The organism is Parabacteroides sp. APC149_11_2_Y6 (genome assembly GCF_054506995.1).
In genome coordinates, this window is record NZ_CP173709.1 from 3,678,378 (window position 1) to 3,693,735 (window position 15,358).

8 protein-coding genes are annotated in these 15,358 nt (G+C 40.8%); 2 read left to right on the forward strand and 6 right to left on the reverse strand.

Annotation, left to right across the window (positions count from 1 at the left end):
• Window positions 1–132: 132 nt before the first annotated feature.
• Window positions 133–4,065 (forward strand): hybrid sensor histidine kinase/response regulator transcription factor, encoded by a 3,933-nt coding sequence (locus ACGE0T_RS15300; protein WP_459187477.1) that lies wholly within the window; start codon window positions 133–135, stop codon window positions 4,063–4,065.
• A gap of 5 nt (window positions 4,066–4,070) precedes the next feature.
• Here ACGE0T_RS15300 and ACGE0T_RS15305 read toward each other — a convergent pair whose 3' ends face one another.
• From ACGE0T_RS15305 to ACGE0T_RS15330, 6 genes are all read right to left on the reverse strand, one after another.
• Window positions 4,071–4,775, reverse strand: a complete 705-nt coding sequence (locus ACGE0T_RS15305; protein WP_459187478.1) for a LytR/AlgR family response regulator transcription factor — start codon at window positions 4,773–4,775, stop codon at window positions 4,071–4,073.
• Window positions 4,765–5,832 (reverse strand): sensor histidine kinase, encoded by a 1,068-nt coding sequence (locus ACGE0T_RS15310; protein ID WP_459187479.1) that lies wholly within the window; start codon window positions 5,830–5,832, stop codon window positions 4,765–4,767. Before ACGE0T_RS15310 ends, ACGE0T_RS15305 begins: the two co-directional genes overlap by 11 nt.
• A 1-nt stretch (window position 5,833) precedes the next feature.
• Complete coding sequence (locus ACGE0T_RS15315; protein ID WP_459187480.1) at window positions 5,834–8,278, reverse strand: TonB-dependent receptor; 2,445 nt, start codon at window positions 8,276–8,278, stop codon at window positions 5,834–5,836.
• A gap of 260 nt (window positions 8,279–8,538) precedes the next feature.
• Window positions 8,539–9,213, reverse strand: a complete 675-nt coding sequence (locus ACGE0T_RS15320) for a DUF3823 domain-containing protein (protein ID WP_459187481.1) — start codon at window positions 9,211–9,213, stop codon at window positions 8,539–8,541.
• A gap of 21 nt (window positions 9,214–9,234) precedes the next feature.
• A complete protein-coding gene (locus ACGE0T_RS15325; protein WP_459187482.1) occupies window positions 9,235–11,079 on the reverse strand; it encodes a RagB/SusD family nutrient uptake outer membrane protein in 1,845 nt (614 codons plus the stop codon).
• 6 nt (window positions 11,080–11,085) lie between these two features.
• Window positions 11,086–14,265, reverse strand: a complete 3,180-nt coding sequence (locus ACGE0T_RS15330; RefSeq protein ID WP_459187483.1) for a SusC/RagA family TonB-linked outer membrane protein — start codon at window positions 14,263–14,265, stop codon at window positions 11,086–11,088.
• 387 nt (window positions 14,266–14,652) lie between these two features.
• Here ACGE0T_RS15330 and ACGE0T_RS15335 point away from each other — a divergent pair, with 387 nt between their 5' ends.
• Complete coding sequence (locus ACGE0T_RS15335; RefSeq protein ID WP_459187484.1) at window positions 14,653–15,354, forward strand: nucleoside-specific channel-forming Tsx family protein; 702 nt, start codon at window positions 14,653–14,655, stop codon at window positions 15,352–15,354.
• Window positions 15,355–15,358 lie beyond the last annotated feature (4 nt).

Here is a 15,358-nt window from a genome sequence, read left to right on the forward strand (position 1 = left end):
ATAATTATTCGGATGCGAATGAAGCGGAAAACGCTGATTTAAGAGCAAATAAAAAAACAATTGTGCCACTCTATGGTATATTTCTTTATTTTACTACTTTCGTTCTCAGAAAAGCACATGATACGGTATCTTATGAGAATCTTTTTCTGTTTCCTTGTTTATCTGTTCCTGCTGCCCGGATTACAAATAGTTCGGGGAGAAAATATGTATTTCCGGCATTACAATAATAAACAGGGATTATCCCATAATACGGTTTATTGCGCTTTACAGGACAAACGGGGATTTATGTGGTTCGGTACGGACGACGGACTGAACCGTTTCGACGGACATGCATTCAAAGTATACCGGCATAACTCCTACCGCCCTGAAAGTATTCCGAACGACCGTATTATCAGCCTCTTTGAAGATTCGGAAGATAAACTATGGATATGTACCAACTGGGGAACCTCTTACTATGACTACCAAGCAGATACTTTTCACCCGTTACAATTCGATACGGGAAAAAGCAATCCTGAGTTTTTCCGTTTCGTGCAGGAAGATACCCAAGGGAATCTATGGTTCCTCGATTACGACCGTCTGGTCAGATATTCGCCAACAGACCAAACGACGCGGTTATACCGCTGCTCCCCGGATGCTTACTCGGCAATAACGCTTTCGGATGAAGGGCAACCGTTGGTTGCGGATTTCCACAACCTGCATTTTTATAATACCCATAGCGAACAATTTAATTCCGTATCCGTATTAAATGAAGAAGACAGGAAAAAGCAAACCAGTATCTCCACGATTTGTACAGTTCCGGATTTAGGTATATTGATAGGGACCGACAAGGGAGGGGTTAAACTGTTTAATTCATCCACCCAATCAGTAACCACCCTGATACCGGATATACAGGTACGTGCCATTATTCCTTATAATAACAATACATATTGGATTGCTTCGGAATCCGGTATTTTCATCTATAATATTCTGACCCGCTCTGTCACCCAATTAAAAAAATCACTGACAAACGAATATACCATTTCAGACAATGCCGTTTATTCCCTGACGAAAGACCGTGAAGGAGGTATTTGGGTCGGTTCCTTTTTCGGAGGAATCAGCTATCTGCCTAAAGAATATACACCATTCAAACATTACATCGGGGGGAAAACACATCCGCAGCTATTGGGTAATGCGATCCGCGAAATTTGTCCGGACCAATATGGTAACTTATGGTTAGGAACAGAAGACAACGGCATAAACTGTTATAACCCGAATACCGGAGAAATTACAAACTATTCTTACAATAATCCGCAACATCCTTTATCCGCAACCAACGTACATGGCCTTTTTGCTGATGAGAACAAGCTATGGGTGGGAACATTCAATAGAGGTATCGATGTGTTGGATATTCCTTCCGGTAAAATAATCAAACGTTATACCCAGGAAAGTACCGGAAACGGATTGAACTCGGATTTCGTTCTTTGTTTTTATAAAACCAGGCACAACGAATTTCTTGCCGGAACTTCCAATGGTACTGTTATCTATAATAAAGAGAACGACAGTTTCAGCCCGTGGAAAGACATTCATGCCTCGATACGGCAAATTTACGAAGACGAATCCGGCAATATATGGGTAGCAGCAACAAACGGTATTCATTGTTTCCGGCGGGAAGATGGAACCATGCAGCATTTCACCTCTGATATAAGCCGTTCGCAAAGCATCGGCAGCAACAATACAACATCCGTATTCGAGGACTCGCACGGGCGTATATGGGCTACTACCGACAACGGCTTTTCCGTCTACAACGAACAGACCAACTTATTCAACCGCATCAATGTGGAAGACGGATTACCCAGCAACATTATCTACCGGATTGTGGAAGATACAAACGGGTATTTCTGGATTTCAACGGCAAACGGATTGGTTCGCTTCAACCCGGAAAGCTATACGATGCGAATCTTCTCCTACCAGGACGGATTGCATGAAACACAGTTCAACTACAGCTCTTCCTACAAATCCCCGGACGGTACGATTTATATGGGAACGATAAACGGGATGATTTCTTTCAAACCCGAACAGTTCAGGGAAGATACCTTCTCCCCTCCCATTTATATCACTCGTACCCATGCCCCTGCAGAGAAGAAAGGACAACAGGAACTTTCTTCCTCTTATACGGAAAACTGGCAAAAGGTGGAATTGCCTTATAATGCCTCAACGATTACTTTATCGTATGTAGCTCTTAGTTACACCGCTCCCGATGCAATCCGGTATATGTATAAACTGGATGGTAGCGACAACAATTGGATTTACATGGATAAAAAGCAGGAAGTTACTTTTGCAAATCTTTCGCCGGGCAATTATACATTCAGGGTTAAATCGACCAATAGCAGCGGAATCTGGCAGGATAACGAACAGACATTGGCAATCCTTATCACTCCCCCGTTCTGGGCGACAAGTTGGGCTATCGGTTGCTACATACTGATTGCTGTTATCCTGATTTATCTGTTCTACAGATATAAAAAGGCCAAACTGGAGGAACGGCACCGTATCAACCGGCAAATCTTTGAAAGCAAAAAAGAAAAAGAACTGTACGATGCAAAAATACAATTCTTCACTTTTATCACGCATGAGATACGTACTCCGCTTACGCTGATTAATGCCCCGTTGGAAAAGATTATCAAATCTGGAGACGGCACCATCGAGACAAAAAAGAACCTGCGGACTATCGAGAAAAATACGCAACGCCTTCTCAACCTCAGCAACCAATTGCTCGACTTCCGCAAAACGGAAAGCCGCGGTTTCCGCCTGAATTATGTAAAAACAGATATCAAGCTTTGGCTGAATACGATTTTGCAACCTTATCTTCCGGTTATGGAGAAAGAACATAAAACTTTCACCTTCGACATTCCGGCCTCCTCCTTTTTTGCCTACATCGACAGGGAAGCCTTTTCCAAAATCATGGATAACCTGATGACGAATGCCATCAAATATTCCGACAAGACGATTCTTTTACAAGTTTTAAATGATGAAACAAACTTCACCATAATAGTAACCAACGATGGCTATCTGATTCCGGAAAGCGAAAAGGAACAGATATTCTCCCCTTTCTACCGCCTGAAAGAAACAGAAAACAAACAAGGTAGCGGTATCGGGCTATCTCTTGCCCTTTCCCTTGCCGAATTTCATAGCGGCTCTTTATCTTACAGCCAGACTCCGGATAAGATGAATCGTTTTACCCTGGTACTTCCAAGAAAGCAGAAAGAGTTCTATGCAACGATTTCCGGAGGAGAAGAAACGGAAGCAATGCCAGCAGCTCCTGCTACACAAATCCCGGATAAACCGTTAATCCTGATTGTAGAAGACCAGAGCGATATGCGCCGGTTTATTGCCGGGGAATTATCCGGTAAATATCAGGTACTGGAAGCCGATAACGGGGATACGGCTCTCAAACAACTTAATAACAATGCCGTAAACCTGATTATCAGTGATGTAATGATGCCTGTTATGGATGGTTTCGAATTATGCAACAAAGTAAAAAATGACGTTAGCTTCAGCCATATTCCGTTCCTCTTGCTGACAGCCCAGCACAATCTGCAATCGCGCCTGAAAGGTTTGAATACCGGAGCAGATGCCTATATGGAAAAGCCCTTCTCCATCGAACTGTTGCTCGCCCAGGTAGACAACCTCCTGAAAAGCCGTGAATTGTTGGTTAAGACCTATTCTGAAAAACCGTCAACGCCGGTCAGTACGCTTTCCGTATCACCTGTCGATGATATATTCCTCAACAAACTGAATGCTTTCCTGGAAGAACAAATGTCGAACGAAGCCCTGAATGTAGAAATGCTGGCACAGGAAATGGGAATGAGTACTTCCAGCCTGTACCGGAAAGTAAAAGGACTATCCGGACTTTCCCCCGTAGACTTTATTAAAGTGGCACGCCTGAAAAAAGCCGTACAGCTTATGCAAGAAGGCGAAGAACGTATTAATATCATTGCCTTTCAGGTCGGCTTTTCCTCTCCTGCCTATTTCTCCACTTGCTTCCTGAAACAATATGGCAAGACTCCTTCAGAGTTTATGGGGAAATAAACGAGTTAGCGCATTAAACGGTTTCTAAGTATCGTACGGAAGACTTCTTCACGCAATCCTTTTCCCACCGGTATTTTATATGTACCTATTATCAATTGATTTCCGTCAACAGACTGAATCTGGTGTACATTTACAATATAAGAACGATGTACCTGCAAAAAAATGGAGGATGGAAGTACTTCCATCATATTTTTCAGGGTGGAATGGATAATCTCTTTTGACGACGAAGTATAGATTACTACATAATTTTCCATACTTTCCACGTACAAAATATCATCGAAGATTATCTTTTTATACAATCCGCTGCTTTTCACAAATATATAATTCTCCGTTTCTTCTACTTTTTGTTCTTTTTCACAGGCTTCGTATATCCGGTTTACCGCCTTAAGGAAACGTTCAAAGGATATAGGCTTTAGCAGATAATCCAAAACATTGAACTCATACCCTTTCAGTGCATATTGCTCATAGGCTGTTGTCAGGATTACTTTCGGCGGATTCTGCAAACCGCTTAAAAAATCCAGACCAGACAAATAAGGCATCTCTATATCCAGAAAAAGTAAATCCACATCCTGGTTTTTCAGTAATGTATTTAACTGAAGCGCATTCTCGCATTCGCCGACCAAAGAAAGGAAATCCACCTTCTCCACATATCCTTTCAACCCTTTCCGGGCAAAAGGCTCATCATCTGTTATGACACATTCAATTTTCATTTCCTTTTAAATTTATAAACAAACAGGCACGATATAGTTTCTCTTCTTTTTCTGCTGTAAAGGTATATTGCCCGGGGTACAATAAGGCAAGCCGGCGTTTCAGATTCTCAATGCCTATACCCCGGTTACTATTTCCATTTAGAGATACAACCTGTTCCATATCACCAAGCGTATTTTCGACCGTAAACCGGATGCCTTTATCTACCTGCTGAAGGCGAATCTGTATATGATATTCCCCATCTACGTATTTAAAGGCATTTTCCAATAAAGGCTGAAACAATAACGGATGTATGGCTTGTTCCTTTAATAGCGGGTCAATCACACAATCCACTTGTAGCCTCTCACTCATCCTTAACTGCTGGAAATGAACATAATTATAAATGAAAGCGATTTCCTGTCCTATCGTTACGATATTTTTTACTGCATATAACTGATAGCGCAGTAATTTGGATAATAACTCGATATTCTGTTTTGCCAGAATATTTTTATCCTCTATCTGGAAGTAAATCGTATTCAGAGCATTAAAAAGAAAATGAGGATGATATTGGGCTTTCAGATAATCAAGTTCCGTTTCCAATTGCTTGCTTTTCAACTTTTCAAGTTGCAGGGTTTGTTCAACGTAATATTTATTCATGAACGAATTACGGAGCAGCGTATAATAGAGCAACAGAAAGGGAATCATTACCACATTCACCAGCATATAATCTACAATCCCGTCTCCCATATAAAAAATACCAATTGTTTCCCCCACCACTATTATCAGGTTGAAGGGAATAAACAAAGCCAGAAACTTTCCGATATATTCCTTGACAACCGGACGGATTATTCCTGAAACATGGCATAATTTCTTTAATTCCCGCTTCCACAAAAAATCACACCAGTAACAGTAAAGAATAATAACAAATAAAGATATGAAATGCAACCGCATATCTCCAGTCCAAAAAGTATCCCTTTTAGTAAAATCCGTAACCGCTCTCAGGACATTGAAGATGACCAGTCCGAGAAAAAGTGGATAAAACCACTGGATGATATTTCTTTTCTTTTTATCCGTATCCATTTTACAAATTTATTCGTTTACTTTCATCTATCCTATCTCCCGAACGAGGAACTTTCACTTTACTGCCTGAATTAAACCGGTACGTAAACGTAACTCCGACAACCCGTGTATCCCTTTTCTCCTTATACCATCCTTCCAGCATCGGGCTATACAGGTCTATATAAGCCCGGTTGGAAGAAAATATATCATTCACATACAAATAAACGGTTGCTTTATTCCTGAATATATTTTTCTTTATACCGGCAGAGACCATCCATACAGGATGTATCAATGCCTGCCCTTCCACCATCATCCCATTATAAAAGCCATTCAACTCGATAAACCAGTCATGTGGAAACAAAAGTTGGTTATTCATATTTACCATTGGAGTAATCCTTTGGTTTTTCTCCACACTCTCTGCTACAGACCAATGATACTGCTTATACACAAAAGCCGCATTTATATGTAGCTGCCACCATTGAAACGGTTTCAGATTGTTTAATCCCAGTCGTATACCGGCTGAATGGTTAGACGAGAGATTCAGTGGCATGACTATCGTTACATCATCTTCATCTACCAGATAACTTTTAGTAATAGGATGTAGCCTGTGGGAATAGAACAGACCGACACTGTATTGTTTTCTGAAAGCATACAGCAGTTCCACATTATCCGTCAACTCCGGTTTTAGTTCCGTATTTCCCAGTTCGTGCAGGTAACGGTCATTTACTTCTACAAAAGGATTCAAATCCCTATAGTTCGGACGGACAATACGCCTGCCGTATACAAATGAGAAATTATGCAGTTCCGACGGTTGGTATTTAATCATGCAGGTCGGAAATAAATGAGTATATCGTTGCACAAAAGTCGTATCATTCCTGTTTCCTCCGGATTGCTTGCCATTCACATTCGTATTTTCCAACCGTAAACCGACTTCGGAGGAAAAAGAGTCGTTCCATTGAGCATCCAATATCCCGTAAACAGCATTTATATTTTCACGATAAGCAAATGCCGAGCTGAGTTCGCTATTTTCCTGGCAGATTCCTCCTTGCGGATTTTTATACAGCGTCGTATTATCTACCCTTACAAAAGAAGTCTTTACCCCTGCCAGCAGTTTAAATTTGTCGGATAAGGTATAATTTAAATTCGTTTGTCCGGTATAAATATCAATCTTTCCGTTTATTCCCCCAGTCAAAGTATCTTTCCGGAGTATGTTATCCATTACCAGAAAGAGGCTTTGTTGAGATAAATCTCCGGTATGGTCAAACAATTGGAAATCAAAAGAGGTATCCCATTTCAACAAATCATCTTTCTTATAAGAAATATTTGCACCTCCCGTCAGGTTTGTGTGATGGCGTTTATACAGATTGTAGGTCGATAACATAGAATCAGGCAAAGCCACCTTGCCTATAAAATCAGATTGTGTACATTCATCTTTCTTCCACTGGTACCAATTGGAAGTAATATAAACACCCGTCGCCCATCTATCCGACAGATCATAATCGATTCCGGTTCGGAGATAATGGGAAAAACTCCTAAAAGTACGGTCTGCCATAATATCCAATTGTAAGCCTTTGTTTTGAGAAGAAAGAATATCCAGATAATTTCTGGAAGAAGTAAGAGCCAAACAGTCCTGTCCTCCATAAAAGGAATAATTCACATAAAAATTAAGTTTGTTTTTCTGAACTGTCAGAAAGAGATTTTCATTCCCTCTCAAATTCTCTCCATATTCCAAATTAGAAGTTGCAGTAAAAGTCATTCCTTGTAACTTTACCTTCTTCATCTGGATATTAATTATACCGGAATTACCTGCCGCATCATATTTAGAAGAAGGATGAGATACCAATTCCACATTATCGACAGAAGAAGAAGGTATGGAACGCAACAAATTAATCAGGTTCTCGTCGGTCAGATATGTCAGTTTGTCATTTATCAAAACTTGTGCATCTGCTTGCCCGTTCAGATAAACAGAACCATCCTCACGAACAACGACTCCGGGCAAATTCTTCAAGGCGTCAAGTATATTTCCCTGTGAGCCCAAAACAGACGCGGATAGATTAACCACCATCTTACCGGCATCCACCTCTATCTGCTTTTGCTGAGCTATCACCACAACACCCTTCAAACTATAAGCGTCCTGTTCCAAGATAAGGATGCCCAAATCTACCTTCAGTTTCTGCCCTGGCTTAATTTCTATATATTTCTTGCCAAACCCCAACATGGATATTTCGAGCAAATAATTCTGTACCGGTATTTTTCCGATACAAAAACTACCGTCCGAATCGGAAACAGTTCCTGCTACATAGGAAGAATCCCCGGGATTTAAAACCAGTAATGTAACGTTTTGCAAAGGTTCCGTAGTCTGCTCTACTATTTTTCCTGTAATCTCCAATGAAGAGGATATTTGCCCCCACAGATTAAATACGAATAGCAATAAAATAAAAACATGTACCGTCTTCCTTTCCATCATAAATATAATTTTCAGCAAAGTTGCTTACCCGTTCACCGACAGTCAAGTTTATGTGACGAAAAGAAGGAATTTGTTGACGAATGTCCCACTACTCAGAGCAATCTGCCGGGAAAAAGGAAAGAAGGAAAGAATAAGTGCCTATAAGCTCTTAAGTACCGGTATTCTATGGAAAATATTATTTGTTATTCATATCACAGCAGTGAAATAAATAAAGCACTGGTATAACATGAATAACAAATAAAAACAGGATCAAAAAACTCTTACCTTATTTTGATAACAGGAGTATAGATGTACTGGTCGGCTTCGGCGGCCTTCACCCCGATACGGGCATACAGTATTTTAGCAGATGCCACCTCCTTATTATCCTTCAAATCGAGGGATAAAGAAACCGTTCCTGCTTCCGGATTCTTTATTTCTTGACGAGCTATATACGTACCTTCATCCACAAAGGCCGTTTTGCCTACCAATAAAAGCAGGCTGGATGCGGTTGAAGAAGCAACGACCTTTTCAAGCGTAGCCGATGCATCCACCCTATTTCCATTAAGAGATACCGACTCTTTGGTAAGTAAAAAATAGGGAGTAACCGAAACATCACAAGTGGTAGTACCACTCACATCCACAAGAAGCGTGTCTTTCCGGTTTTGCCACGGCCCATTACCGGATTTGGTTATTAATTTATATTGACCGTTGAAAAGAGAGGCTTTATACGTCCCGTCCTGTCCGAGATAAACAGGTATCGGGTCGCGTTTCTCGTAACCATCCTGGTAAAGCTGTAACTGGACAGCCTCGGAGGTGCCTCTTACACCTATCGCCTGCCCGTTATAAGTGACCTTTCCCTGAAGGGTGGATTTGGGTTCGTCATAGTTATCGAGCCCGCAACTTGTGATAAAAGCAGTACACAGCAGGCTAAAACAGAATATAGATATGATTTTCATTGTTCTATGCATGGTTTTTAATTACTGGTATGGGTTCTTCACAAACTTCGGATTATTGTTCACCCAATTCAAATCGACAAAATTGTAATAATTCTTCATTTCAAAATGACGGGGATAAGGCTCCGTGTTCACCTGGCGTTTTTCAAATACCCACTTGCCGTCATTCGGATCGCCCGGAGCATTTACCTTATAAGGATACAAAGCCCATTGCTGTGCATTCGCATCATCTTGTACGCCATTCCATACCTGATGGGCTTTGCGCCAACGTTTCATATCCCAGTAACGATGGTCTTCAAAGGCAAATTCCACACGCTTCTCGCGAATAATATCATCCAGAGTTACCGCATTCAGTTCCTGTATGCCGGCACGTTTACGGATTTCGTTGATATGATTTACCGCTGTTGTATTATCACCCAACTCAAAGGCCGCTTCACAAACTATCAGGTATGCTTCGGCAAGACGGAAGTAAGGCCACCACATTTCAGAACCACGTCCACGGGTAGAAGCCATAGCCGTTTCGTCCATAAACTTACGATAGAAGAAACCGGTTTTGTTTACATACTGGTTATTTGTTGCAGCAGGACCGTTCAGGGCAGTAATCACTTTCCCGTCCTTATCTTTTTCACCCGGAGTTGCAGCTACCAGTTTTTCCCAGTTACCATCCTTTTTAACCAACTGACCGGCTTGCAGTTCTACTTTAGCTCCTTTAAAATCAGTTCCGGGACAGATTACAGTACCCCACAAGCGACCATCCTTATCGGCAAACGCATCTTCCGGTTGGTCATAGAATATATAATTTCCGTTAGCATCTTTAATCCGGATAGATCCATCACGGTCGTTTATATGTTCAAAGGCTTCCACAAGATTTAAGATAGGACCTCCGTAACTATTATCAATATCTTCCGCATGCGATTTGGGAATATTTAGTTTGGTAAACTCAACCACCTTTCCCGGATATTTATAATCGCACGCCCAGATAACTTCCGTATTCGCATTTTTCACGGATACGGCATTATAAAAAGCTTTACCCGGATTATTCGCATCTGTCACCAATGCATAAGCACCACTACTTATTACGTCTTTAGCTGTTTGAAGAGCTGTCTGATAATAACCTTGTGCCTTATCTGCCGGTATGCCGACTTCATTACCCGGAGTTGCCACCGGCGTAGGCAGCTTACTATTATAGTTAGCCAGGGAACCGGCATACACAGCGGCACGTGCTTTCAGCATCAGGGCCGCCCATTTTGTGGCACGTGCTCCGTTGATTGTCGGTTTCAAAGGCAAGTCATTAGCTATTTCCGTACATTCTTTAATTACATAATCATACAAACCTGCTTCCGTAGAACGGGCCACCTGCATTTTGGATATATCCGCACCATTCTCATAATCATAGATTTCATCACCGATAATCGGCATACCTCCCAGGCCTCTTCCCATACAGAAATATACCCATGCACGGATAAAACGGGCTTCTCCAACCAATTCCTTCTGATTGGCATCGGATAATACTTTGGTTCCCCGTACACCTTTCAAAAATTGGTTCAGGTTTCGGATAAAAGTATAATCGTAAACACGCCAACGGTCATCTTCGAAAGAGGTACGTGTATCCGGTCCGCCGTCGCATTTGGCTGCATCATCCAGAATGGTCATCGAATACGAACCGTCGCCATCTTTAATCCGTTGCCCCCACGATTTGCCTTCCATACGTCCGTAGAAATTGGCAAGAAGGGACTTAATCATTACTTCGTCATTAAATACCTGTTCATCATCCAGAATATTATCCGGGTCCTGATCCAGGAAATTTCCGCAACTGCTCAGCGACAGAGCAAATAGTATTGTGAAGGTTAATAGATATTTTATTTTCATCTTCCTTTAAAATCTAACATTTAAACCAATATTAATAATACGTGTAGTCGGGGTAACCAGACCGGAATCCTTAATTACTTCAGGGTCTGTACCCGGAATGTTGGAAAGTGTAAACAGATTCTGCCCGGCCACATACACACGGCAACTTTGCATCCATGCTTTTTCGAGCCATGTACGCGGCAGGTTATAACCGATTTCAAAATTTTTCAGTTTGATATAACGGACTTTCTTTACCCAGAAATCGCTGTCCCAATAATTACTGTGCGAGCTATTACCCAGAAGAAACATTGGATATTTGCCCGGTATCAGTTCACTGTTTGCATCCCAGATATCTGCAAGATGCCAGGAATCGTCCATCATATATTGGGGAGAGTTCCCTCCGTCGTGGAACGGTAACTTATTTTCATAATTCGGAAAATAAGAAGACAATGCCGAACCGGTAAAGTCCATACTCATATCAAAACCCTTCCAGGAGGCAGAGAAGTTCAGTCCGTAACTCAATATCGGATTGAAATCGCCACTGGTACTATAACCTATCGGACGTTTATCCAAATCATTAATCACACCATCCCCGTTTATATCCTGGTATTTTATATCTCCCGGACGCAATGTCGTATTACCGTGTCCGTCATTATTGATAGTCCAGTTGGCTATTTCTTCCCAACTCTGGAACTGTCCGTCTGATTTATATCCCCAGTAAATCTGGTCGAAACGGTGCTCATTTGTATTTCGGTATTTATCCCATGAATTACTGTAGCGAGGTTTATAGCGATCCCAAAGATAACGGCGTGCATAGGTCATATTTCCTCCCACCGAATAACGGAAATCATCCACATGATCGGTCCAACGCACCGATAAATCGATACCTGTATGTACATCAGACTCCAAATTTTCTTTCGGTAAGGAGAAACCTACTTCCGAAGGAATCAGCACATCATAGCGGGATGCCGGCAAGCCTGTACGAACACGACGGAAATAATCGAAAGTCGCAGTCAGACGATTATGTAAAAATGCCGCATCAAACCCTACATCGAGAATTCTTGCTTTAATCCATGATAGAGTCCTTACAGGAATTCCACGTGCAACAGAACCAATAACATATTGCCCGTCTATTACGGAACCGCCGTTTTTATAGGTATATCCGCCTAAATAATCGAAAGCAGAATAACCACTTACATTATCATCACCCACCAATCCATAGGAGGCTCTAATCTTTAAGTCTTCAAGAACTCCGGAAATCTTACTGTCACGAAAGAATGTTTCTTCCGAGATACGCCATCCGGCAGAAGCAGAAGGAAAGAATCCCCACCGATGATGAGGAGGAAACTTCCACGAACCATCATAACGGGCAGACAATTCCAGCAGGTATTTATTGTCATAGTCATAATTTACACGTCCCAGATAACCGATACGGGCTTCCGGATTATCTCCCCGGTCGTTATACGTATCCATAGTTTCAAAATCAATCAAATTAATGGAGTTGGACACAGGAATACTATGTAACCAGGAGGATGGAGTTATACGTTTTGAAGCCTCCATACCTACAATTGCCGCAAGCGTATGTTTTTCTATTTTCTTATTGTATGAAGCCTGGATATTTGAAGTTACCTCCTGATTGTACCCTACACGGCGTTCACGCCACGGATTCCAGTTACAGTTCGGCGTATCTTCCGAATAGGTATCCGTTTTTTCATCATACTTGTATAATTTATAAGTATATTCATGATTATTCAGATTCTGATTCGCCAGAAAATAACCAACCAAAGCTTTAATCTTCAATCCGTCTATTACCTCATATTCCGCATTGGCATTTAATTGGATAACCCGCCAGTCTTCCTGATATTTACCAGAGCGGTCATAATTAAGAATAGCAAAATTCGTAGATTTGTCCGTCGAAGTCATCTGCGGATAATTGGGATTATCATTGGCAAACGGACGTTTGGTAGGAAGGTTACGATACGTGGCAAAAATAGCCGTCCAATAATCATCTTCACCCGGTACTCCCGGATTAACGCGGGTTTCAATACGCCCGTTCATAGAAGCACCTACCTTAAAACGTTTATTAATCTGGGCTTCAATATTCATCTGTGCATTCGTTCGACGGAAACCTCCATAATTCTGGATAATAGCATCCTGATTCAAATGTCCTACTGAAAAATAATAGTTCACCTTGTCCGAACCACCAGAAACATTTGCACTTACGTAATACTGTGGAGACGTTTTCCATATATAATCATACCAGTCAAACGGTACATATCCTTTCTCCGTACCCTGTTCCCATTTGGCATATGCGGCTTTATCGTACGTATAAGGTTGCCCCTGTACAGTCTGCGACTGTACATAATGACTTATATAAGTCATTGCATCGGCTGGTTTGGCAAATTTAGTAGGGCTCTGCCAGCCATAATACATATTTAATCCTACTGTATTTTTAGTATTCCGCTTTCCTTTCTTGGTATTTACAACCACGACACCATTTGCTGCACGCACACCATAAATAGCTGCAGAGGCATCTTTCAGAATAGAGATAGTTTCTATATCGTTGAAATCGATATTATTAAATTGCCCCTCATCCATAATCGTACCGTCTATTACATACAATGGCGTACCCATGTTACGGATTTGTAAACTGGTAGATGCTCCCGGACGGCCGTCCGACTGCCGGAAATTAATACCGGCAATTTTACCCGCTAATGCAGTCGATGCTGTTGACGCAACAGAATGAGATAACTCATCGGCACCCACAGAAGAAATTGCACCGGTCAAAGTCGCTTTTTTCTGCGCCAAACCAAATCCCGTGACTACCACTTCTTCCAGGGTTTGCGTATCTTCCTTCAAGGTAACATTGATTTCATTCCCTTTTACCGGAATATCCTGAGTGATATAACCGATAAATGAAAATTCCAATATCGCTTTTGGGGATACCTCCAGAGAAAAAGAACCGTTCACATCCGTGATAGTTCCATTGGTCGTTCCTTTTTCCACAACATTAGCTCCGATAACGGGTTCACCCAAATTATCGATAACAATACCTCGCACGGTCTTATGTTGCTGCTGCACATTGGCATGCAAAGGTTCTCTAACATTACTTACTCCATAAAAATTCGCTGATAAACAAAAAAGGCCAATAAACAGTGGTATTCTTCCTATTTTTCCATTGGCATAACAGAACTTTCGTTTTTTCATGACATCTGTCTCAATCGTTGGTTTTTAAAATTTTATAATTAATAAATCAGGGTTAATAAGGCCTAAAGATTTTACTGGTGTATAACAGAAGAAAGTTTGATATTGTTTAAAATAAATGCAGATATTTTAAATTAGAAAAGTATTAGAACACACAATAATAAGTTTTTATATTTTGATTATCAAAGCAAGAAAGAAGACAGAATAAGAAAAAGCCAATTCTTAATTTTTATATTTATTCCGTGATATATTATATTCCTTTTCTTAACTAAAGAAAGTTTCTGAACCAGGAAAAACACGTGTTCTACTCGTTACAAGCCTATTTGCTACAAATAAATTATATAGTACTTTTGTACTTTTAAAAATAATTCAATAAAAAAATCAGTTAAAATGAGAAAGTATGCCATTCTTATCTTCCTCTTTTTTATATTATTTGGTATCAAAGCCCAAAATGTACAATTGCATTACGATTTCGGTAATTTATTTTATAATAATGATTTAAAGGAACGCCCTGTTTTCACCTCTACTGTCGAGATGTTTAAACCTGATAAATGGGGCAGCACTTATTTCTTTGTAGATATGAATTATAACAGTAAAGGAGTAGACCTTGCCTATTGGGAAATTTCACGTGAACTGCGTTTCTGGAAACCTCCATTTTCAGCACACATAGAGTACAATGGGGGTATTACCAGCGGTGGACAAATGAATAATGCATATCTTGGAGGCATTACCTTTACGTACAATAATAAAAATTTCACAAAAGGATTCACTTTCACCCCGATGTACAAGTATATTCAAAAACATGAAAGCCCGAACAATTTCCAGTTGACTGCTACTTGGTACATCCATTTTGCCAAAAACGGCCTTTGTACATTCAGTGGATTTGCAGATTGGTGGCGAGAAAAAAATCCACATGGAAACTTCATTTTTCTTTCGGAACCTCAATTTTGGGTAAACTTAAACAAGATTAAGGGTATAGACGACAAATTTAAGTTAAGCATCGGAAGTGAGGTCAAAATAAGTCATAACTTTGCTTTCCAAAACGGGCTTTATGTTATCCCGACTGCCGCAATCAAATGGTCGTTCGATTAATACA